Consider the following 21,640-nt stretch of genomic DNA (forward strand, 5'->3'; position numbering starts at 1 on the left):
GTCCGTCTCGACTGCTGGGAGGGTTGCTGATCTTAGCTACAACGGCTTGAAACAGAAATACGCTGACACATCCCTTGAGTCACGGTTTTGAAAAAGGCACCTACGCTCAATCCAGCTCAAGTCGAGCTTCGCTCACCACCATAGGAAGGTACTTATGATTTACATACCCTGTATGAAGGTAGGTCAAAATGATGTAAAGGCGCTCATAAATCTGGAAGATCATCGAAAACAACTAGTATCTCCGCTCCTTAATATGAGAGGCATAGAACGCCACCTGAATGATTTTCTTGCAAACTGGGGCGACCATCCTTATTTAATGGATATATCTAGATCTACGCTAGATATCGCGGATGGCATCATAGCAGAAAGAGACTTACACAACCCCGCCAACCACTTCGAGAACAAACGAGCCTGGCTCAATGAAATAAAAGCTCCAAACAACTTACTAATACCAGTTGTATCCTGGCTTGACACAGACAATCCACGCAATATCATACAACAAGCAAGATTGCTACTAGCAGACTTTGAAACCATCGCGATCAGAGTAATTTGCTCTACCGAAATAGCAGGAGCTAGCTGGGATAGAGCAATAAGCATTCTTGACGCTATTGCAAACCCGGAAAATATAATTGTAATTCTAGATTTTGGAGATAGGTCGCCATTCTCCACTATAAATGGCGGCGCTCTCGACCATAGTTTTTCCACTTTGGTCACCTACGGGATACATAGCGCAACTTTGCTTAGCTCATCTTTCCCAAGTCAGAAACCTCAAGCGGGAACCTCCAGCACAGCTATTTGCCATGACATCGTTTGGCAAGCCGAAGCACAACATCTAAACAGTTCAATAAATTTAATTTATGGCGATTACGCCGGAACAAACCCTGGCGCAGCTGTGGAATATATCCCTGGCATGGCAGTCATACCTTTTGCAAGTTACTACACACCTAATGAATGGTGGTTGAAGCGGCTTGGAAGAGATAAAGAGTTTGAGAATTACGTTCAGCTAGCAAGAGATATTCGTCAGTTACCCGACTACCACGGAGACGAATTTTGCTGGGCAACCAGAGAGTATGCAAGGATTAGCCAGACGAATGAGCGCTATGGAAATAATGGAGTATGGAACGGGCTAAGAGCTAATCAGCACATTTGCGCAACGCTCCAGTTTCTTCAGCATGAAGATAATGGCGACAATGTATCCTTCGACGACATATTTTGACTCACAGAGTAACGATCCTTAAGCCGATTTAACACCTTATCTCGAATAGGTTCCCAATCAAGCGCCTCGGCCACTTCGAGGCGCACTTCTTTGATTTTCATAATACTTTTTGTTTTAACCTTATACTCCCTACAGATTTCATCCAGCTCCGATCGCCACAAAAGACCTGTGAGAGTAAATTTGTCACGCAATTTGTTGTGTGCGGCTCGTCTAACAACAGCAATAGACCCAAGATCGTCAACCACAAGAATTCCGACGCTCCTATGAGTAACGTCAAACGCTTTCTCTATATGTTTGGAATGACAGCATAGCCAAACCTGATCAAAGCAACTCAGATACGCACTCTGTTGGCCTTCCCATCTGGATAGGCTATCTGCGGCCGACTTTATTTCAAATGCTGTCAGCTGCCCGTTCGCGTGAACAAGGTCTGCACGCCTCGCTTTGTTGATAAAGCAAAGCTCTCCGATGAAAACATCATCTTCAGTATGAGGCATGGTCCGGGTGACCCATGTCTTCAGTAATTCGCGGATATGATCTGGATTGTGCATGGCGACGGAGTATAGCTTCTCTCCCTCTTGAAGCCTATGAGTACGACAATCCATCGGAGGAGCGGCATCTCCCAATAGCGAGAATGTGATGACTGTGCGGCTCGGCTCGCTACGTATTCCAGCCGCCCGATGACAATTTGAAAACCTCATGAAAAAATGTGAACTCAACTCAGGCCGATGACCAGGGCGATGAAGAAGATGATCGGGAACATGCCGGATACGGCGGCCAGCGCCTGGGTGCCGAGCATTTGGCCGATGTAGATGCTGTTGACGGTGCCGGACATGGATTGGAGGAAGTTCGACAGGACCATCGGGGCGAGGAAAAGGAGGTAGGTTTTCCAGAGGGGGTGTTGGGGTTTGGGTGGGGTTTGCATTGAGGGTCCGTCTCGGGTGCTGACGTGTTGATAGAGGATAGCTTCGGTGGCTGAATCCACGGGGGCGATGACCATCTCAGGTCTGTGTTTGGAATTCCAGTGAAGTGAGGTGAAAGGTCTGAGGTTTTATCAATGTGGGTCCTACATGAAGTTCGGAAGTGCTCACCTGTCCTGCTGATCTGAGGCGGCTTATAGTCTGTTCCGTCGCCCAAATGGCGATTCAGGTTTGGCGACCTGATCACAGAGAATGCGAGAGCTATCCGCTTCATTGCAGGTATCATCGCACCCGCAAAGCCGCTGTTATGGCGGCTGTGCGCGGGAGACCTGCGGGTCTGCCGGTTTCTCTGTTGCCGGTTCGCCAACCTGCGCACAGCTGCCACCCAATCGTTTGGCGACGACTGAGTGACGGCCTCAAGCCAATCAAACAGAGATCTTCAAAATGAATCGATATATGCCCCTCACCGGTATCGACCTGGTTCCGGCCTCCCTGCTCATTGATACCGAAGCCCCACTCGACGTCCTGCAAGCCGCGGCGGATTACCGTATTCGTGCGGTTACGCAGGTGTTGGAGAATATTGCCTTTCGTGCCGAGATCGGTTGCGACACGGTGGTGTTATCGGACTTTTCCAAACTGCTGGCCATTCCACTGAGGGATGGTTGTGACTTGATGGATGTGATTGGGCGGCGTTTGCGGGCGCAGGCGGCGGAGTAAATGAAAACGGGCGCCGAGGGCGCCCGTTATTTCCCCGACCATTAAATAAGCCCGACCCCGGCTTTTGCTCCCGCTGTGACGCTTTGACCTTCATACATACTTTCGAGCCGCGATGGATACATAATAAAACCCTGTACCGCTGGCCTGAGTTCCTTAAAACCGCGTCATGATCTCATCCATAATCCGATTCTGAGTTTCAACACTGGGTCTGTGGCGATAAGCCACGGCGAAAAAAGCAACGCCTTCGTAGTCGCAGCGAATTGAAAACGTCATGCCTTCACGCAACCCAAAGATTGAGCGTTCCCCTGCGTCAACAAAGTATTTCGCTTGTGTCAGAACTGCTTTGGCGTGCTCCATGCACCCCACTTTGCTAAGCGCGTGCTCTTTCCAATTGGTAGTGATACGCACAGTCGAAGTTTCACTGTCATCCTCAGGTGGCCGAATGATTTGTTTAGGGGGTGCGTTGCTGGAGCAAGCGGTCAGCCCCATTGTTACAACACTCATTAAAAAACAAAAACAAAGTCTCGAATGCACAAGTGAACTTCGCACCATGAGGCCTCCCTATGACAGCCTGCCATCAGTGAACTGTAGCTTACTAATGTAATAGCAGATCTCCGGTTTTTTGCGGTGAGGCTGTAGAGCAGGCAGGTCAGTTCGCACGAATGACCCGGCCTGATCAGCCGGGTTTTTCATGACTTTTGATTGGCGCCTACACTTCAATGGTCAGAAGAACACCTGATGCCCGTCACAGTGCAGTAGCCACTGGCGTAACGCACAGCCTGTAGCAGCTGGCGAAGCCTGCGTTCGGCGGCGCAGCCGTCGTAAAACCTGCGCGTGCGGTTTTCCTGAAACACCGCGTAGCCTCATTTCACGACTGCTGCGCAGCCGAACGCAGGCTTCGCCAGCTGCTACAAGGAGCGTGTTACGGCGTAACTGATCGGCATTAGCCTCAATATAAAATGTGCAGATTTTTTTGTTTGAAGAGCCGAAATCACTTCTGCAAGCCAATAAATTAGCGCTTATTAATCGGATCAGTATGTGAAATAAAATGTGCAGACTTTCCATTCGGTACAGGTGTCAGATGGCTCGATCATGCAGCCCCGGCATCCTGCGGTCGGTCACAGGTCAGAACGTCGTCGTTGGTAACCATGATGCACCGGACGCTTGCGCTGTCGGCGGAATGCTGGGACACCTTCAGGCAGGCTTCAGTCAGCAGACAGACCCGCGCCGTCAGAATAAAGGGACGGATTTATTTTGGCTGGAATTTTGCTCCTTTCGGGAAAGTAAGATCTCTGATAACACATCAGCAATCTCACGATTTCTTCAATAAACGAGTTACCCACATGGAAGTTCCCAACCAGTTGCAACCCGCTGAGTGTGCAGGAATGGAGGACATCAGGCGCGAGATCGATGCCCTCGATCAGGCCGTTATCAAGCTGCTGGGTAAACGCTTTCAGTACGTACTTGCAGCTTCGAAATTCAAGACCTCTGCAGCCTCGGTGCGTGGGCAGGGGCGATTCAACAGCATGCTTGCAACACGTCGTGAGTGGGCTGAGGCGGAAGGCCTGAGCCCGGATGCAATCGAAAAAATGTATAGCGACTTGGTTAACCATTTTATTGCCGAAGAGATGAAACACTGGTCGGCGCAAATACCCGAGATCTGATCCGATGTATAGGTGTCCAACACAAAACTTGGCTGCGTAAGGCTTCATTTTCCCGGTTCCACACTCGCTCTCCGGCATCCTGCCTTTTTCCTCACTATTGGACAGATGATCCACTGTAGGAGCTGGCTTGCCAGCGATGATCGTTAACGATTGCGCGTATTGATTGGTTAACCGTGTTGCTCTTGAATTCTTCGCTGGCAAGCCAGCTCCTACAAGGGGCCGATCAGCTCCTTAGCTGAATGGCATTACGCCAAAGGCACCCGTTTTTTTGTTCGCTTTTCTTACTTCGAAGTATTACGAGGGTCATCATGACTATCGATATACTCAATGCCCAGCGGGCCGACTCCGTAAACTTGCGAGATGTACTCTCCTGATCTGGCCCAGTGGAAGTGTGGTGTATTAGCCGGCAGTATCACTACGCTGCCCGGACCGTAAGCAACCAGCTTATCCGGATCAAAGACAGAACCGAAACCAATGTAGAAAACTCCTGACATGACGGTATAGATACGGTCTTCAGGATGTGTATGGGGCATTAATTTGATGCCGTTTGGCACTTTGACTCGCACAACGTAGGGCGCTGGTTTGCTGGGGTCGCCGACCAGGACAGCCAGTTTTACTTCTTTGGGGAAAGCCGGAAAGCTGCGCCACTCCACGTCTTCATTATGTAAAGCACCGGTTTTACCGAGTGGCAATGGTTCTGCCTGGGCGAGTGGCATTGACGCACCTGCAACAAGAAGTGCTGTCAGGCAAGCAGTTTTCATAATGTTCTGAATCATGAAAGACACCTTAAAAGTCGGGGCGAGACGCGGCTTAATACAGAATAGTTTGACTCACTGTATTTGTGATTTGTGTTGATGATAACGGCGTCATCGCGCATTACTGTTAATACGCAATGTAATCAATGCGGTAGCGAATCATCACGCCACCCGAGGTGTGTCGCGCGCCCTATCAATGCCATCGATGTTCACCATCACATCAATGAAGTTCTCTTAAAATCCTGCGGCGTAACATCTGCTCCATACCAACCGATAACACCCTGGAGCACACGATCATGAAACGCCAAACCATCCTCAGCATCGCTTTCTCGGTTTTCGCAGTTAACGCTTTCGCCGCCACTTCTGCTCAACCTGTAGTCGCCGAAGGTGGCTCGGATCGTCTGATCGAAAGCCGTGTGGCTGAAGGTGGTTCTGATCGCCTGCTCGAAAAACGCGCTGTTGCTGCCGATGGCTCCGATCATCTGCAAGGCAACACCGTTGCCTAACTAAATCGCTACACCGCACCACCCAAAAAGCCCGGCCTGATCAGCCTGGCTTTTTCGTGTTTGTAAGCGAGATCGATTGCAAGACGGTTAGTTCCCAACCCCACCCTGTCGATTCAGCATTACTTGCCTCTATTTCGGACAAAGTGTCCTGCGCACGACGTCGCCCGCTCCAAAATGATGGCAAACAGCTACGCTCTCCCCGACCTCTCCATACACGACTCAACCCAGCCAAAACCAACAAATGACCCTGTGGCGAGGGAGCTTGCGCCCGTTGCACCGTTCCCGTGCTCGGGCGCAACAGGCGCAAGCTCTCTCGCCACAGGGTCAATGTCTCCCCGCGCAGCACAACTCAGTGGAAAATCAGATTCGATATCGCCTTGGGTTCAAAGTCCTCTGTGGTCACGACCATCAGCACTTCGTTGGGGGCATTTCGCAAAATGGCGATTACCAGGATTTCATTTCCCCAGTCCGTGACGAGTGCTTGAGCTTTCGACCCGCGAACCGGGATCAGTCCAGTGGTCCAGTTGTCGCCATTGAGCGTAACGTAATCGTCTGGGTTGATTCGCCCTGATTTGAAATTCGCAGCCTGCGGATGCCCTTGGTCTTTAAGTCGCAGGCGTCGCAAACGAGTGATGAACTCGTCATCCTGGCTGAGGACTCTATTCCCCAGAAACGGTGCAAGTGCTTCTGGCAGTTTGTCCGGCGGTGCGGTGAGCCACGCCTTCAGAAATCCCCGAGCATAGGCTTGCGCCTGCGGCGACGCGCGGGTTTGCGGATTCATCATCAGCGCTTTGAGTTTTTCATCTATCTCGATAGCCGGCAGCCAGCCTGGTTCCTGTTGCTCATACTCGGGAACGTTCGCCGCAACTGTATTGAGCGAGGGAACGCCACGGCGCAAATCAATCCTGGGCGCCTTGTAGAAACTGTGGCCGCCGTCATCCAGGCTGGTGTTTTTCGCGATGGCCTCGGCCTGGGGTACGTGCTCGGCCTTGAACCAATCTGCTTTTTGCACCTTGGTCGACGCCCGGCAGAAGGCTTCAACCGGCGCCACCAGGTCGTTCCAATCCTTGGGTTGAGTACCGAGTGTCATCGGTGCTCGAAACCGTAACAGGAGGTCATAGGTGCTGGAGGCTGCCATCGTGCATTTCTTCACGTCCATATAGGTCTGATCCGCGGCGTGCGAGAACACACTGCCCTTGTCGACCGGATGCGACCAGATCCAGTTGTCCGGGCACAGGAAGAAGGTATTGCTGACGCCAGCGTGGGAAAAAGAGTCCTGCCAGCCGTGGAGCGCCTGACCGAATTTGCTCTGAAGATCGGGGTCTTCATGATGGCCCTCGACGATCATGCTGTTCGACTGCCCCATTGCGTAGGCAGCGGTGGAATTGACCGGCCGCTCTGCCGGATTCGCCGGCGGTTCACGCTTGGCACGAAAATGCAGTGCTCGGGTCTGCAAGCTGGCTTTTACATCCTGCAAGATGCAGAGGTCCCAGATGATGGCATGCTTGGCGTCGAGCATGCCCGTGTCGGTGAGTTCGTTTTGCCGTGCGATTTCCTGGCTCTGGAGGGCATCGTAGCCCGCTTGAGTGGCCAGCCAGTATGTCAGTCCATAGTGAAGATCGGATTCATAAGCGTGAGCGCAAAGGCTTGCGACAGTCAGCGCCAGACCGAGGGCAATCCGTTTGACTGGTTTCATCCGCGCCGACTCGTGCGAAGTCATCGAATCCAAATCGCCGCTGCCGATTGCGGCGTCCGTGGCTGAGTGTAGTCCGAATCCCGCATCGCTCGGATTTTCCGGTACCGTCAAAAGCAGATCCCACGGGGCTTGCCCCAAGCGAAGTCTTGCTCACATTGGATCGATAGTCGGCCTATGCACACATTGATATTTGTTCTCGCATCACCCAACGGAGCAGATGGAAGCCTCTCCACCATCTCCCTGAGCAGAAGTGATCGCGCCATCTGGAATTGACCCACATGTCCTCAAGCATGAAGCCGTTGCGTTGGCTGGCCTGAAGGCCCAGGGCGGCGTATTGGTGGACGGTGCCTTGCATACAGCGAGGTATCACACTGAATCCTTCAGCGGGCGTCACTGACAACACCCCTTCCCAACCCGACAAAAGCACGACGCGGTAATCGACATATCCGCCCGAGCCATGGCCAGGTCCAGACGGATTTGCGCAGCAGCCGCTTCAGCATCCCGGCCTAGTCGTTTCAAGCATTCGACGTAGCCATGCAAACTCCACACGTTGTCCAGATGCCAGGACGCGCGGCTAAGGGTGTTGTCCAGGCCGAGGTCGGCGCGGTAGGCCTGTAAGGCTTCTTCGACCCTGCCCTGCTCCAGCAGCAGTGCACCCAGTGCATGACGCACCGGTTGCATCCAGCCCCAGGGTTCGTCGTATGGCAGGTTGTCGTCCAGTGATTGTGCCTGGCGCAAGTGTTCGAAAGCACAGTCGTGATTGCCTTTGCGGTATTCGATTTCCCCGTTCAACATGGCGCCGGCCACGGCAAGGATGTCGATGCATTGGTTGTTGAACAGGTAGCGAGTTTCCGGCACACGGGCCCAGGCTTCGAGGAACAGGTGTTGTTCGGTTTCGGCGGCGGCGACTTGCCCGGTGGCGGCAAAGGCCACGCCTTTGGCGTAGTGCAGCATCGCGGTGGTCACGCAGTACAGCGTCTGGTCGTCGGGCAACTGTGTTGCGAGGATGTCTTGCCATTTGCCGAAGCGGATCTGCACGTGGACCTTCATCGACACGAAGCTTTCCAGCCAGTCGGCCATCGGCGGTTGTTCCACGCGCAGCAGTTCTTGCTTGATGGTTTCGATCAGTTGATTGGCGGCTTCCAGGGCCGGCTGGTACTGGCCGAGGAACATCGCCGAGTAGAGTTTGAAATGGTAGTTGTGGCTGCGGTACAGGGTGTAGAAGTTGATCGGCCCTGCCTGTTCCAGGTATTTGCGATCGGCCTGGATCGCCCGGTGATTGGTGATCATGGCGCCGCGGTAATCGCCGCAGAGCACATCGATGTGCGACGGCATGTGACGCAGGTGCCCGGCGTCCGGCACCAGGTCACGCAGCACATCGCCGGCGCGCAATGCACGTTCCGGGTACGGCGACATTTCCATGGTGTGGACGTACATGTGCAGCACGCCGGGGTGCGGTGCGTCGCCGTGCTGCTCCATGCGTTGCAGGGCTTTTTCCAGCACGGCGACGGCTTCGAGGGTGTCGGCGCCCGCTGCCGGTTGAGCGGTTTTCAGATCCCACAATTGCCAGGGCGTGCGATCGATCAGCGCTTCGGCAAACAGCGCCACCACGTCGGGGTCGTCGGCAAAGGTTTGGTAGACATCGCGCATGGACGCAGCAAAGGCATCGTTCCAGCTGAAGAGTTGCTCGATGCTAGCCGCCTCTTCAGCCTGGTAGCGTTGCTCCAGCGCACGGATCAGCGCTTTTTCCACCGGTGATGCGTCATCCAGATGCGCCAGCGCGGTTTGCGTCGCCCGTCGGGCCTGAGCCACGGCCTCTTTCAGCTCTTGCTCGATAAAGGCGTCCCAGCGTTTGTTGTAGTTGGGGCCCGAGGCGTAGGCGATGCCCCAGTGGGCCATTGCGCAATCGGGGTCGTGTTCGAGGGCCTTGTGGAAACAGCGGATGGATTCGTCGTGGTTGAAGCCGTAGCACCACACCAGTCCACGGTCGAACCAGAGTTGGGCCTGCGGCGAACGGGTGGTCACTGGTCGGCTGTAGGTGCCCAAATCGTAGTAGTCGTGCATCGGTTTATCCTCTCGATCAGAGCGTGGAATTTGCGGAGGTTCAGCATACCCCCGCGGTTCTGGCCGGACGACAGAACCGACGATAGGCTGCGCCGTCTCATCACGCCCACGAGATGCATGCAGCTCGGCCTATCAATGCAGTCGATGTTCACCATCACGTCAATGAAGTTCTCTTAAAAATTCTGCGGCGTAACATCAGCTCCATACCAACCGATAACACCCCGGAGCACACGATCATGAAACGCCAAACCATCCTCAGCATCGCTTTCTCGGTCTTCGCAGTTAACGCTTTTGCCGCCACTTCTGCTCAACCTGTAGTCGCTGAAGGCGGCTCGGATCGTCTGATCGAAAGCCGTGTGGCTGAAGGTGGTTCGGATCGCCTGATCCAGAATCGTGTTGCTGAAGGCTGTGCTGATCGCCTGCTCGAAAAACGCGCTGTTGCTGCTGATGGTTCGGATCGTTTGCAAGGCAACACCGTTGCGGCGGATGGCTCCGACCGCCTGCAAGGCAACACCGTTGCTTAAACAAATCGCTACACCGCACCACCCAAAAAGCCCGGCCTGATCAGCCGGGCTTTTTCGTGTTCGCTGCATTTCACCTTGATCGACTATCCTGAGCCCCCGATTCAAACCATGACCGGAGACACCTGTGCCGCCCCTGACCGCCCGCGAGGTTTACCAGCAATTGCGCGACGCCGCCCTGGGCCTTCGCCTGCTCAAATGCGTTGATCAACAGCCCGAATCCGGTCCGGTTCAGGTTGATATCGAGGGCTGGCTTTTGACCCTCGATGTCGACGGGATTCATCTGCGTCACTGCCTGCATTGCCAGTGCCCGGACGGCCGGGCGTTCGATGGCGGGCAGCGCTACGGCACCGACCCGGTGAGTTTGCTCAGCACCTGGGAGCTGGCGCAGATCGAGCGCTTGCTCACTGCCGAGTGAGCCACCTGTTCAATCCAGCAACCCGTCAAAACGCCGCAACGAAAACGCCGACAGATCCAGCTCGCTGCGCCCCCGCACACACCACTGCGCCAACGCCTCGCCCAACGCCGCGGAATGCTTGAAACCATGCCCCGAGCAGGCGGACACCACCAGGGTGTGTTTCAGCGTCGGGTGCTCGTCAATGATGAAGTCGCTGTCCGGGGTGACGGTGTAGGCACACACCGCCGATTTGGCCAGCCGCGAAGTGACGCCGGCGATTTTACCGCGCACGTGGGTGTCGAACATGTCACTGGCTTCGGATTCGCTGATGGTCCTGTCCAACCTGTCTGGCGAGGATTCTTCACTGTATTGCTCGGTGCCGATCTTCAGGCTGCCCTCGCCGGGTAAAGGTGGAAAACCGTAGCTCATGCCTGCATCGCCGCCGCCATGGTAGTAGATGAAGGTCGGCGACACCGGGGCAAAGCGGGCGTTGTCTTCCAGTTCGAACCAGAACAGCTTCTGTCGGCAGACCCGGAGCAATCGGTCGAAAGGCTTGCCGAGCAAGTCCCTGGACCACATGCCGGCGCTGATCACTACCTTGTCGGCGCGGATCGTGCGCTGGTCGGTGAGCACGGTCACGCCCTGCTCATCCGAGGTGATTTGCGTGACGGTTTCGCCTTTGAGCAGCGTTGCGCCACGTTCCTCGGCTAGTTTGAGTTGCACCGCGATGCAGCGCTCCGGCCGGACATAACCGCCGCCGGGCTCGAAATAACCGACGGCGCTATCCTGCACCGGGGAAAACTGCGGGAAGCGCTGGCGAATCTGTTCGGCCGACAGCACTTCATGCTCGATACCATAGGTATTCGCCAGATGCAGGGTACGCTGGGTGAAGTCGGTTTGATCGTTCGCGTCATAGTCGGGGCTGGAGGTCATGACCAGCACGCCGCACTGCTCGAACAGCGACTCACCGGACAACGCTTCGAGCTCGCGCCAAATGCGGTGGGAGTTACGAACTATGGGCAGGTATTGCGCGCCTTCGCCGACCGAGAGCCGGGTGATTCGCGTGTCGCCATGGCTTGAACCTTGATCGTGCGGTGGATGGTGACGGTCGACGCCGATCACCTTGACCCCGGCTTTCGCCAATTGATACAGGGCGGCGGCACCCATCGCTCCCATGCCCAGCACCGCTACGTCATACCGGTCTTTCATCTACGCCTCCCTTGGCAAAAACGATAAGGTTACAAGCCTGCACCAGAATCGGTCCTGTACGAAAGAGCCCGCTGAACTATCGTTCATCTGGCTCAGCTGTGCTACATAAGACCTGATGTGCGTCCCGTGCCCAAGAGGTTTGCTTATGTTCCACTGCCCACGCTTGCCGCTACTGCTGACCTGCGCGCTTTGCAGCTTACTTGCCGGCGTCGCCCACGCTGCCACGCCCTCCCCGGCACCCGATTCCTTGCAGCCGTTGCTGTCGACCATCAACGAGCGCCTGAACATGGCCGATGAGGTGGCGCTGTCTAAGTGGGACAGTGGCAAACCGATCCAGGATACCGCCCGGGAAGCGTTGGTGATTGCCAACGCGCGGACGCAGGCCGTCAAGCACAAACTGGACCCGGAAGAAGCCGCCGAACTCGTTGCCGCGCAGATCGAAGCCAACAAGCTGGTGCAGTACGGATTGATCGCGCTATGGCAAGCGGCGCACAAGGCGCCTGACGTGCCACGACCGGACCTCAATCAACTGCGGCCAAAACTGGATGAGCTGCAAACCCGTCTGTTGCAGCAATACGCCGACTTCGAGCCCTATCGCCATGACCCGCAATGCCCGATCTGGCTGGCCGAACAGCGTTCCAGTCTGATCAAGGACGCCCTGCATGGCCAGGCCTTGATTCGCGCCACGGGTGAGTTGTGCGTCACGAAGCAATGATGGCCCTGTAGGAGCAAAGCTTGCTCGCGATGGCGTCATATCAGCCGACATCATTTTTGAATGTTCCGGCCTCTTCGCCGGCAAGCCGGCTCCTACGAAGAGCGGGTCCGTGCAGTCATTGACTGCGTCAATAGTCACCATTGACTCAATCGAGTTCTCTTAAAAACTGTACGGCGTAACATCAGCTCCATACCAACCCATAACACCCCGGAGCACACGATCATGAAACGCCAAACCATCCTCAGCATCGCTTTCTCGGTTTTCGCAGTTAACGCTTTCGCCGCTACTTCTGCTCAACCTATAGTCGCTGAAGGCGGCTCGGATCGTCTGATCGAAAGCCGCGTGGCTGAAGGTGGTTCGGATCGTCTGATCCAGAATCGTGTGGCTGAAGGCGGTTCTGATCGCCTGCTCGAAAAACGCGCTGTTGCTGCTGATGGTTCTGATCACCTGCAAGGCAACACCGTCGCTGCCGATGGCTCCGACCACCTGCAAGGCAACACCGTTGCCTCTGACGGCTCCGACCACCTGCAAGGCAACACCGTTGCATCTGATGGCTCGGATCACCTGCAAGGCAACACCGTCGCTGCCGATGGCTCCGACCACCTGCAAGGCAACACCGTCGCTGCCGATGGCTCCGACCACCTGCAAGGCAACACCGTTGCCTAAGTAAATCGCTACACCGCATCACCGAAAAGCCCGGCCTGATCAGCCGGGCTTTTTCGTGGCCGGGTTTTAAGCGAATCTACGACTTCTCTCTCAGGAACTCCCGGCATGAGCAAAACCGAAACCCTGGCCAAAATCATGCTCGGCCCCGTACTACTGATGCAGGGCCTTTACACGCGTCGGGTCACGCCGAAATTACCGGAAGCCGAGGGCGAACGCGAAGGCGTGACCGGCAATGGCGAAACCCTGCGCTTGTTGATCCTCGGCGACAGCGCGGCGGCGGGTGTCGGGGCATCGAAACAGACCGAAGCCCTGAGCGGCCAGTTAGTCAGCCGCCTCGCCAAGGCGTATCAGGTCTGCTGGAAACTCTGGGCCCAGTCGGGCCTGGACTCGCAAACTCTGCTGGAACTGCTCGAACAATACGCGCCAGAAACCTTCGATGTGGCGCTATTGTCCATCGGCGTCAACGATGTCACCGGCACCCTGAGCGCTGCGCAATGGATCGCACGGCAACAGCAGTTGATGGACATGCTGATCGACAAGTTCGGCGTCAAGCTGATCGTCATCTCCCCTCTGCCACCGATGCACCTGTTCCCGGCATTGCCGCAACCGCTGCGCTGGTACCTGGGCAACCGGGCAGCGCGTTTCAATGCACGCCTCGCCCTGCTGGCAGACCGCACGGATCGCTGTACGATGCTGACAACCCGTCTGGCGCCCGTGGCCGGCGCAATGGCTCGGGACGGTTTCCATCCGGGCCCGGCGATCTACAGTGTCTGGGCAGACGACGCCGCACAGGTGATTGCCCGACACCTTGGTAACACCGCATCAGGCAAGCTTTGAACAACAACAAAAAACAGGAGTTGAATATGTCTGAACTGCAACTGCACCCCAAAGCCTCTGAGTCCTTGAGCCTGTGGCACGCGATGATCCGCACCGGCGATCTCAAGGCCCTGCCCGCGTTGCTGGACCCGCAAGCGGTGTTCCGCTCGCCGATGGCGCACACGCCGTATCCGGGCGCGCCGGTGGTTTCGATGATTCTCAACACGGTGTTCAAGGTATTCGAAGACTTCACCTACCACCGTGAACTGGCGACTGCCGACGGCTTGAATGTCATCCTCGAATTCAGTGCCAGGGTCGGTGAGAAACAGCTCAAGGGCATCGACATGATCCGCTTCAACGAGCAGGGAAAAATCGTCGATTTCGAAGTAATGGTCCGGCCAATGAGTGGACTGCAGGCCCTGGGCGAGGAAATGGGCAAGCGCCTGGGCGCTTATCTGGCCGCCAGCAAAGCCTGATCGTTGTGCAGTGCCGGTCGAAACATGGGCACCACCTGCAACTCGACCGGCTCACACAGAAAAGCACAGCACCGCGAACGCAGCCAGCGATGACCGGGATCGTTGTGCGCCGCTGCGCGTGTGCGCATTTATAGCGTCGATGGCATCATCTGGCATGCCGTGGCAGAAACCGCCGCTGTCCTGATCGACCAAGGAAGTCTTGCAATGCATATGAACTCACTGCCGACCTGTACCGCTGGATTTGCGCAATGACGGCCATCGTTCGGCCGCGGCCGATGCTGATCACCCTGGGTCTTTTGTTGGTGCTGGTGTTCTGGCTGTCCCTGGCCCTGGGGCCGGTGAGCCTGCCGCTGGGCGATACCTTGGTGGCCGGGCTGCGTCTGCTCGGGCTGCCGGTTGACGGCGGCGACACGCAACAGGCGCAGTTGATCCTCGGCCAGATCCGCCTGCCGCGCAGTTTACTCGGCATCGCGGTTGGCTCGGTGCTGGCCCTCTCTGGCGTGGCCATGCAAGGGTTGTTTCGCAACCCGTTGGCGGATCCGGGGTTGGTGGGGGTGTCCGGTGGTGCAGCGCTGGGTGCAGCTTTCGCCATTGTCGGCGCCAGCATGCTCGGCGGTTTGCCGCCGGCCATCGAACCGTATCTGCTGTCGGTTTGCGCCTTCGCCGGTGGCCTGATCGTCACCGCGGTGGTGTATCGCTTCGGCCGCAGCAATGGCCAGACCAACGTCGCCACTATGCTGTTGGCGGGCGTGGCAATGACGGCCATGGCCGGTGCCGGCGTCGGTTTGTTCACCTACCTGGCCGATGACGCCACGTTGCGCACCCTGACCTTCTGGAACCTGGGCAGCCTCAACGGCGCCAGCTACCCGCGTCTGTGGCCGTTGCTGATCGTGGCGGTGGGCGTGGCGTTGTGGTTGCCGCGTCGCGCGGCAGCACTCAACGCGATGCTGCTGGGGGAATCCGAAGCGCGGCACCTGGGTTTCAATGTCGAGCGCATCAAACTGGAACTGGTGTTGTGCACGGCGCTGGGCGTCGGTGCTGCAGTGGCTGCAGCGGGTCTGATCGGCTTTATCGGTCTGGTGGTGCCGCATCTGATGCGGCTGCTGGTCGGTCCGGATCATCGGGTGTTGCTACCGGCGTCCTTGCTCGCCGGTGCCAGCCTGTTGTTGCTGGCCGACCTGGTCGCCCGCCTGCTGCTGGCGCCTGCCGAGTTGCCTATCGGCATCGTCACCGCACTCATCGGTGCACCCTTCTTCCTTTATCTGCTGGTACGGGGGCGTTCCTGATGCTGCGGGCAAACAACTTGCTGGTCCGGCGCGGCAGTCGCACCGTGCTGGCGGACATCGATATCGAGTTGCGACCGGGCAAGTTCTCGGCGTTCTGGGACCTAACGGCGCCGGTAAAAGTACCCTGCTCGCCGCCCTGTGCGATGAGCTGCCGGCCAGTGAAGGCAAGGTCAGCCTCGACGAGCGCCAGCTCGCTGACTGGCCCGGTCAGGAACGGGCCAAACGCCTGGCGGTGCTGCCCCAGAGTTCGAGCCTGAACTTCGCTTTCTCGGTCAATGAAGTGGTAGGCATGGGTCGCTTGCCCCATGCCAGCGGTCGTGTGCGCGATGCCGAAATCGTCGCCCAAGCGCTTGGTGCCGCCGACGCTTTGCACCTGGCCGGGCGCAGTTATCTGGCCTTGTCCGGCGGTGAACGCCAGCGTGTGCATCTGGCGCGGGTACTCGCGCAACTGTGGCCGGGCGCCGAGGGGCAGACCCTGCTGCTCGACGAACCGACCTCAATGCTCGACCCGTTGCACCAGCACACCATTCTGCAAGCGGTGCGCGACTTTGCCGGGCGCGGCGCAGCGGTGCTGGTGATCCTGCACGACCTGAACCTGGCGGCGCGTTATTGCGATCATTTGCTGTTGTTGCACGAAGGTCGTTCGCACATTTACGGCACACCGCACGAGGTCCTGACTGCCCAAGCCGTGCAGGCAGTGTATGGGCTGCAAGTGCTGATTCACCGGCACCCGGAGCTCGGGCATCCTTTGATTATCGCGCGCTGATAAGCGTCCAGAGAGGAACACCGATGCGCACTCTGCTGTTATGCCTGTTCAGCCTGCTGACTGCCTGCCAATCCCATTACGTAGCGCCACCTCCGGCAGCGATTGCACCGCAAGGTCGGGATCATGCCGATCTGGGCGTGATCCGCGAACTCGCCACCGGACGCACCCTGACGCCGCAAGAGCTGGTCGAACGCCTGGCCGGCGCCCCACGGGTGTTGGTCGGCGAACAACACGACAACCCCGATCACCATGCCTTGCAACTGTGGCTGCTGCGCGAACTGGCCAAACTTCGTCCGCAAGGCAGTCTGCTGATGGAAATGCTCAACCCCGACCAACAGGCCAAAGTCGATGCGGCGCAGGTCGCCACCCGTGCCGGCCAACCACCGGCCGACCCTTACCAGGCGCTGTCCTGGCAAGCCAACTGGGATTGGGGCGTCTACGGCGCACTGGTCACCTACGCCCTGCGCCAACCCTTCCCGTTGCTGTCGGCCAACCTGGATCGGGCGCAGATCATGCAGATCTACAAACAGCGTCCGACGCTCACCGGTGAAGCGTCCACCACCCAACAGGTGCAAGCGACATTGCTTGCGGACATTCGCGAGTCCCATTGCGGCTTGCTGCCCGAAACGCAAATGCCGGCGATGCTCGCCGTGCAGCAGCAGCGTGACCGGCGCATGGCCGAGCGCCTGTTGGCAGCGCCGACGCCTGCGGTGTTGCTGGCTGGGGCGTTCCATGTGCGCAAGGATCTGGGCGTGCCGCTGCACTTGAAAGACCTTGGTGCAGGTCAGGGTAATGCGGTGCTTGTTTTGTCTGAGGTGGGCAGGACGGTGAGCGCCGAGAGTGCGGATTACGTGTGGTATACCGCAAAGCAGCCGGAGCAGGATAACTGCGCTAATTTGCGTCGTTAAAAGCAATAGATCGCCGTCTTTTATGCTCGTTCCCACGCTCTGCGTGGGAATGCATCAACGGACGCTCTGCGTTCGGCTTTGGATGGGACGCGGAGCGTCCCGGGCTGCATTCCCACGCGGAGCATGGGAACGATCAATGTCACGGGGCTGGAAAGGTCTCCAGATAAGCCAGCAGATCATCGATTTTCTCCTGATCGCTGATCCCCCAGAAAATCATCCGCGTACCCGACACCACAGCCTTCGGATTCTCGATATACGCCGCCAGTTGTTCCCGCGTCCAGACAATGCCGGATGACATCATGGCGTCAGAGTACTGATAGTCCGTAGTGCTTCCCGCAGTCCGCCCAACAATACCGTTGAGCTGCGGACCAAAAAAAGCCCGCGCCGACTCCCCGATCTGATGGCAGCCGCCGCACATCCGCTTGAACAGTTTCCCGCCCTCCTCGGCATCACCCTGCGCGTTCGCTTGTGCGGCAAACAGGCCTGCACCGAGGGTCAGGACAAGGGTCATCGCGGCCGCTTTGTTCATTTACAGCTCCAGATCAGGCGTTGCCTACAGCAAACAATAGCCGCCATTTGATCATGACCTGGTCTCTATGCCGAAGTTTTTCAGATGCGCGATATCAGAGCCTGCCGTCTATCCCGCCAATGCACGTCGCGCTGCCGCGCGCCTAGACTAGCCTATCAATGCGCCTGATCCACACGCGTCGACTCACCAAGGCCGCCGGGATCAAACATCACGTCGCGCTCTCGGTGGTGGGCACGGAACGGATACGCCAGCCAGGACAAACCCGCCAAATTCGTGGTCTTTCTGTTGAAGGACCAGAACAAGCCGCCGGTGCTGCCTGCCAACTGACCAACTCCGGCCATACCGGCTCCTACAGGGATTCGGCGTTTTGCATCACTCCTTGAAATCGGTAGACAACGCCAACTCATTCCACTGCGCCAACTCCTCGGCAACAAAGCGATTTTTCGCTTCAATGCGCGCGATGGTATCGCTGCCCAGTGCCAGACGTTGTGGCGGGTTCGGCGTGTTGACCAGGGCCAGCATGGCTTCGGCGAACTTCACCGGATCACCGGGTTGGGCATGGTTGGCGGACTCGGCGTATTTGCGCATCGCACCCACCGTTTCATCGTAGTCCGGCAATTTCAACGCGGTCTTTACCAGCGACTGCTCGTCGAGGAAGTCGGTGCGGAAAAAGCCCGGCTCTACAACCGTGGCGTGGATGCCCAGTGGCGCCAGTTCCTGATGCAGCGCCTCGGTGATGCCTTCGACTGCAAATTTGGTGGAGCCGTAGACACCCCACCCCATATAAGCCTGATAGCCGCCGATGGAGGAAATGTTGATGACATGCCCGCAGCGCTGGCGGCGCATGTGCGGCAGTACTGCGCGGGTCACATTGAGCATACCGAAGACGTTGGTGGCGAACAGACGCTCGGTCTCGCTGGCACTGGTTTCTTCCACCGCCCCCAACACGCCGAACCCGGCATTGTTGATGAGCACGTCGATGCGACCGAAACGCTTGATGCCTTCTGCCACAGCCTGATGCGCTTCTTCCTCGCGGGTCACGTCCAGACGCACGGCCAGCAGGTTCGGATGATCGCCCAGGCGGGCGGTAATTTCTTCGGGTTTGCGAGCCGTGGCAATCACCGCGTCGCCAGCACGCAGAGCACGTTCTGCGATGAGAGTACCAAAACCACGGGAAGCCCCAGTAATGAACCAAGTACGCATTTCAACTCCTCCTGTCAGCAACCCGAGCGTTAGTGCCGGGCCTTCTTGATGAGTTGACGCAACCTTAAAACTCCACTACTGATGTGATAATCCCAATAATTTTGCATGGCTTTGTGAAGGGCATTCATATATGAAATCACCTTCAGCGGCTGATCTCTCGATCTTCCTGTGTGTGGCCAGCCACCTGAACTTCAGCCGGGCGGCGGTGGAGCTGAGCGTGACGCCTTCGGCGCTCAGCCATTCGGTGCGCACCCTGGAGAACCGCCTCGGCGTCCGGCTGTTCAACCGCACCACCCGCAGCGTTGGCTTGACCGAGGCTGGCGATCGACTCTATGCGCGGTTGAAACCCGCCTTTCGTGACATCGACGATGCGCTGGAAGATCTAAACAGTTTTCGCGACAAGCCCTCCGGTAGCCTGCGCATCACGGCCGGTCGCCAGGCTGCGGAACTGGTGCTGCTGCCGCTTGCCGGTCGGTTCCTGGCGGTTTATCCGGATGTGAAACTGGAGATCGTGGCGGACGACGGTCTGGTCGATGTGGTCTCCGGCGGTTTTGATGCCGGGGTGCGCTTCGGGGCACGGCTGGAGGCCGACATGGTCTCCTTGCCCATCGGTTCCTACCTGCGCTCGGTGGTCGTGGGTTCACCAGCGTTCTTTAAGCAGCATGCCGTCCCGCACAAACCCGAAGACCTCCATGGCCTGCCGTGCATCCGCCATCGTTTCCCGAGTGGCGCGCTGTATCGCTGGGAATTCGAACGCGGCGGTATCGAGGAGGAAATCGAAGTGGACGGCCCGTTGACCTTGGGCGACGTGAGCCTGATGGTCGGCCCGGCGCTGCAGGGCGTCGGCATCGCTTACATCTTCGAAGACATGGTCAAGGCGCAGGTGGCCAACGGCAGCCTGATGCAAGTGCTGGGTGACTGGTGCCCCTACTACCCGGGACTGCACCTCTATTACCCGAGCCGTCGCCATGTGCCGGCGACGCTCAAGGCTTTCATTGAGTTTGTTCGTGCCGCCCGGGAACAGATTTTGTAGGAGCGAGCCTGTTCGCGAAAAATGTCCGGACAACGCGATCATTCAGACAGCCTTGCGTTTTCGTTGACGTCCATCGCGAGCAAGCTTTGCTCCTTAACCACCCACTAACCCTGTCAGAGAGAAAACACATGATCACGTGCTACCTGAAATATGTACTCGACCCGTTCAAGCTCGAAGCGTTCGAGCATTACGGCAAGCTGTGGATTCCACTGGTGGAAAAATTCGGCGGCCAGCATCACGGCTACTTCCTGCCGTCCGAGGGTGCCAACAACATCGCCATGGCGATGTTTACGTTCCCCAGCCTTGCGGCCTACGAAACTTACCGCCAACAGTCGATGAACGACCCCGAATGCATCGCCGCGTTCAAATACGCAGAAGAAACCCGCTGTATTCTCAGTTATGAGCGCAGCTTTTTCAGGCCGGTGTTTGGTGACACCGGGGTTGATGCCCTACGGTGACCTGTAGGAGCCGGCTTGCTGGCGAAGGCGGTACATCAGTCCAAATATATATCGCCTGATACACCGCTTTCGCCAGCAAGCCGGCTCCTACACCGGGTGTTTTAGATTTAGGCAATAGGTGTAGTAACCCGGGTCGCGTGCATATCCCAACGACTCATACAACCGTTGCGCGCTGTAGTTGTCGGTGGCGGTTTCCAGGGTCATGCCCTTGGCGCCCATCAACCGCGCAAAGTCGCGGGCGGTGTTCATCAGCAGCGTGCCGACGCCTTTGCCTCGGGCAGCGGGCGCGGTGAACAGATCGCCCAGCAGCCAGGTGCGGTGGGCGTCGATGGAGGAAAACGTCGGAAACATTTGCACGAAACCCAGCGTTTCACCGTTGGCGTCCTCGGCATAGAAAATCACCGACTCGTCCCGGGCAATGCGCTCGGCGATGAAGTCACGCGATTGCGGCAGGTTCGAAGGCTGGCCGTAGAAGCCTCGATAGGCGTCGAAAAGCGGGGCAATTTTTGCGATGTGGGAAGCGTCGGCGCGCAGGGCCAGAATAGCCATGAGGGTGCTCCATTGCGGTTTTGGGGAGCATTAGCCTAGCAAAAGATCTTTCAGCTGACTTTGATCACCTGTAGGAGCGAAGCTTGCTCGCGAAAGCGGAGTATCAGCCGACATCAATGTTTGATGTGCCGGCCTCTTCGCGAGCAAGCTTCGCTCCTACAGGGATTGGGGATCAAACCCGAACGTTACGCCCAGGCAACGACGACCGCTGGCTGGTCTCCCAGTTCTCCACCAGCCCGACCGGCACGTCCGATGCCGGCAGCATTTTCACCCCACGAACCAGATCCGAAGCCCGTTCAGCCAGCATGATGGTCGGTGCATTGAGGTTGCCGTTCGGCTCGGTCGGGAACACCGAGGAGTCGATCACCCGCAATCCGGCGATGCCGTGCACCCGCAACTCGGAATCCACCACCGCCATGTCGTCTTCGCCCATGCGGCACGAGCCGCAAGGGTGGTAGGTGCTTTCAAGGTTTCACGGACGAAGGCGTCGATCTGTTCATCGGTTGCACCAGCGGCCCCGGGGCGATTTCGCCGTCGCGGAAACGTCCATCGCCTTCTGGCCGATGATTTCGC

The 21,640-nt window shown here is 57.4% G+C and carries 22 protein-coding genes and 5 pseudogenes; 15 read left to right on the forward strand and 12 right to left on the reverse strand.

What is annotated here, in order from left to right; genetic code table 11:
• The first annotated feature begins 154 nt into the window (after positions 1 to 154).
• On the forward strand, positions 155 to 1,216 hold the full coding sequence (locus tag CES87_RS29000) for a hypothetical protein (RefSeq protein ID WP_128608800.1): 1,062 nt from the start codon (positions 155 to 157) through the stop codon (positions 1,214 to 1,216).
• Here the strand turns inward: CES87_RS29000 and CES87_RS34675 are convergent.
• Together CES87_RS34675 and CES87_RS29010 are read right to left on the reverse strand one after the other, a co-directional pair.
• Entirely contained in the window at positions 1,168 to 1,914 is a 747-nt protein-coding gene (locus CES87_RS34675; protein ID WP_371858281.1) for a sce7726 family protein, read from the reverse strand. The genes CES87_RS29000 and CES87_RS34675 overlap by 49 nt on opposite strands.
• A gap of 20 nt (positions 1,915 to 1,934) precedes the next feature.
• A pseudogene (locus tag CES87_RS29010) lies at positions 1,935 to 2,138 on the reverse strand (MATE family efflux transporter); the annotation flags it as partial.
• A gap of 439 nt (positions 2,139 to 2,577) precedes the next feature.
• On the opposite strand from CES87_RS29010, the gene CES87_RS29015 reads away from it, so the two are divergent.
• Positions 2,578 to 2,850: a hypothetical protein gene (locus tag CES87_RS29015; protein ID WP_128608802.1), complete on the forward strand. Its 273-nt coding sequence runs from the start codon at positions 2,578 to 2,580 to the stop codon at positions 2,848 to 2,850.
• A 153-nt stretch (positions 2,851 to 3,003) separates the two neighbouring features.
• Here the strand turns inward: CES87_RS29015 and CES87_RS29020 are convergent, their stop codons facing one another.
• Positions 3,004 to 3,207, reverse strand: a complete 204-nt coding sequence (locus CES87_RS29020; protein WP_128608803.1) for a hypothetical protein — start codon at positions 3,205 to 3,207, stop codon at positions 3,004 to 3,006.
• Positions 3,208 to 4,193: 986 nt separating this feature from the next.
• On the opposite strand from CES87_RS29020, the gene CES87_RS29025 reads away from it, so the two are divergent.
• On the forward strand, positions 4,194 to 4,514 hold the full coding sequence (locus CES87_RS29025) for an isochorismate lyase (RefSeq protein WP_128608804.1): 321 nt from the start codon (positions 4,194 to 4,196) through the stop codon (positions 4,512 to 4,514).
• A 281-nt stretch (positions 4,515 to 4,795) separates the two neighbouring features.
• On the opposite strand, the gene CES87_RS29030 is transcribed toward CES87_RS29025, so the two are convergent.
• Entirely contained in the window at positions 4,796 to 5,290 is a 495-nt protein-coding gene (locus tag CES87_RS29030) for a cupin domain-containing protein (protein WP_128608805.1), read from the reverse strand.
• A 275-nt stretch (positions 5,291 to 5,565) separates the two neighbouring features.
• Between CES87_RS29030 and CES87_RS29035 the strand changes: the two are divergent.
• Positions 5,566 to 5,772 (forward strand): annotated as a pseudogene (locus tag CES87_RS29035) (hypothetical protein); the annotation flags it as partial.
• 352 nt (positions 5,773 to 6,124) lie between these two features.
• Here CES87_RS29035 and CES87_RS29040 read toward each other — a convergent pair.
• Together CES87_RS29040 and CES87_RS29045 are read right to left on the reverse strand one after the other, a co-directional pair.
• Positions 6,125 to 7,609: a hypothetical protein gene (locus CES87_RS29040; RefSeq protein WP_128608807.1), complete on the reverse strand. Its 1,485-nt coding sequence runs from the start codon at positions 7,607 to 7,609 to the stop codon at positions 6,125 to 6,127.
• A 252-nt stretch (positions 7,610 to 7,861) separates the two neighbouring features.
• Complete coding sequence (locus CES87_RS29045; RefSeq protein WP_128608808.1) at positions 7,862 to 9,535, reverse strand: hypothetical protein; 1,674 nt, start codon at positions 9,533 to 9,535, stop codon at positions 7,862 to 7,864.
• A 236-nt stretch (positions 9,536 to 9,771) separates the two neighbouring features.
• On the opposite strand from CES87_RS29045, the pseudogene CES87_RS29050 reads away from it, so the two are divergent.
• Both CES87_RS29050 and CES87_RS29055 read left to right on the forward strand, forming a co-directional pair.
• Positions 9,772 to 10,056, forward strand: a pseudogene (locus CES87_RS29050) (hypothetical protein); the annotation flags it as partial.
• 127 nt (positions 10,057 to 10,183) lie between these two features.
• On the forward strand, positions 10,184 to 10,474 hold the full coding sequence (locus CES87_RS29055; RefSeq protein ID WP_128608810.1) for a hypothetical protein: 291 nt from the start codon (positions 10,184 to 10,186) through the stop codon (positions 10,472 to 10,474).
• A gap of 9 nt (positions 10,475 to 10,483) precedes the next feature.
• Here CES87_RS29055 and solA read toward each other — a convergent pair whose 3' ends face one another.
• Positions 10,484 to 11,662: an N-methyl-L-tryptophan oxidase gene (gene solA, locus CES87_RS29060; protein WP_128608811.1), complete on the reverse strand. Its 1,179-nt coding sequence runs from the start codon at positions 11,660 to 11,662 to the stop codon at positions 10,484 to 10,486.
• Between the two features lie 145 nt (positions 11,663 to 11,807).
• Here solA and CES87_RS29065 point away from each other — a divergent pair, with 145 nt between their 5' ends.
• The 7 genes and pseudogenes from CES87_RS29065 to CES87_RS29100 all read left to right on the forward strand — a co-directional run bounded on the left by CES87_RS29065 (position 11,808) and on the right by CES87_RS29100 (position 17,295).
• Positions 11,808 to 12,377 (forward strand): chorismate mutase, encoded by a 570-nt coding sequence (locus tag CES87_RS29065; protein ID WP_128608812.1) that lies wholly within the window; start codon positions 11,808 to 11,810, stop codon positions 12,375 to 12,377.
• A 222-nt stretch (positions 12,378 to 12,599) separates the two neighbouring features.
• Entirely contained in the window at positions 12,600 to 13,043 is a 444-nt protein-coding gene (locus CES87_RS29070; RefSeq protein ID WP_128608813.1) for a hypothetical protein, read from the forward strand.
• Between the two features lie 105 nt (positions 13,044 to 13,148).
• Entirely contained in the window at positions 13,149 to 13,880 is a 732-nt protein-coding gene (locus CES87_RS29075) for an SGNH/GDSL hydrolase family protein (RefSeq protein WP_128608814.1), read from the forward strand.
• 26 nt (positions 13,881 to 13,906) lie between these two features.
• The gene (locus CES87_RS29080; RefSeq protein ID WP_128608815.1) at positions 13,907 to 14,335 is read left to right on the forward strand and encodes a nuclear transport factor 2 family protein; all 429 of its coding nucleotides are present in this window, start codon (positions 13,907 to 13,909) and stop codon (positions 14,333 to 14,335) included.
• Positions 14,336 to 14,637: 302 nt separating this feature from the next.
• Positions 14,638 to 15,621 carry an iron ABC transporter permease gene (locus tag CES87_RS29090; protein ID WP_178081501.1) on the forward strand — a complete coding sequence of 328 codons (984 nt, stop codon included), beginning with the start codon at positions 14,638 to 14,640 and terminating at the stop codon, positions 15,619 to 15,621.
• Positions 15,621 to 16,387 (forward strand): annotated as a pseudogene (locus CES87_RS29095) (heme ABC transporter ATP-binding protein). Before CES87_RS29090 ends, CES87_RS29095 begins: the two are co-directional and overlap by 1 nt.
• 23 nt (positions 16,388 to 16,410) lie before the next feature.
• Entirely contained in the window at positions 16,411 to 17,295 is an 885-nt protein-coding gene (locus CES87_RS29100; RefSeq protein WP_128608817.1) for a ChaN family lipoprotein, read from the forward strand.
• A 139-nt stretch (positions 17,296 to 17,434) separates the two neighbouring features.
• On the opposite strand, the gene CES87_RS29105 is transcribed toward CES87_RS29100, so the two are convergent.
• The 3 genes from CES87_RS29105 to CES87_RS29115 all read right to left on the reverse strand — a co-directional run bounded on the left by CES87_RS29105 (position 17,435) and on the right by CES87_RS29115 (position 19,027).
• Positions 17,435 to 17,824, reverse strand: coding sequence for a cytochrome c family protein (locus CES87_RS29105; protein ID WP_128608818.1), 390 nt, complete (start codon positions 17,822 to 17,824; stop codon positions 17,435 to 17,437).
• A gap of 155 nt (positions 17,825 to 17,979) precedes the next feature.
• Positions 17,980 to 18,165 (reverse strand): hypothetical protein, encoded by a 186-nt coding sequence (locus CES87_RS32495; protein WP_178081500.1) that lies wholly within the window; start codon positions 18,163 to 18,165, stop codon positions 17,980 to 17,982.
• 31 nt (positions 18,166 to 18,196) lie between these two features.
• Positions 18,197 to 19,027: an oxidoreductase gene (locus tag CES87_RS29115; RefSeq protein ID WP_128608819.1), complete on the reverse strand. Its 831-nt coding sequence runs from the start codon at positions 19,025 to 19,027 to the stop codon at positions 18,197 to 18,199.
• Between the two features lie 130 nt (positions 19,028 to 19,157).
• Here CES87_RS29115 and CES87_RS29120 point away from each other — a divergent pair, with 130 nt between their 5' ends.
• Both CES87_RS29120 and CES87_RS29125 read left to right on the forward strand, forming a co-directional pair.
• Complete coding sequence (locus CES87_RS29120) at positions 19,158 to 20,060, forward strand: LysR family transcriptional regulator (RefSeq protein ID WP_128608820.1); 903 nt, start codon at positions 19,158 to 19,160, stop codon at positions 20,058 to 20,060.
• A 128-nt stretch (positions 20,061 to 20,188) separates the two neighbouring features.
• Positions 20,189 to 20,518, forward strand: a complete 330-nt coding sequence (locus tag CES87_RS29125; protein ID WP_128608821.1) for an NIPSNAP family protein — start codon at positions 20,189 to 20,191, stop codon at positions 20,516 to 20,518.
• An 87-nt stretch (positions 20,519 to 20,605) separates the two neighbouring features.
• Here the strand turns inward: CES87_RS29125 and CES87_RS29130 are convergent, their stop codons facing one another.
• Positions 20,606 to 21,067, reverse strand: coding sequence for an N-acetyltransferase (locus CES87_RS29130; protein ID WP_128608822.1), 462 nt, complete (start codon positions 21,065 to 21,067; stop codon positions 20,606 to 20,608).
• Between the two features lie 172 nt (positions 21,068 to 21,239).
• Positions 21,240 to 21,640 (reverse strand): annotated as a pseudogene (locus CES87_RS29135) (GMC oxidoreductase); the annotation flags it as partial.

It is taken from the genome of Pseudomonas sp. ERMR1:02 (assembly GCF_002277815.1).
Lineage (GTDB): Bacteria > Pseudomonadota > Gammaproteobacteria > Pseudomonadales > Pseudomonadaceae > Aquipseudomonas.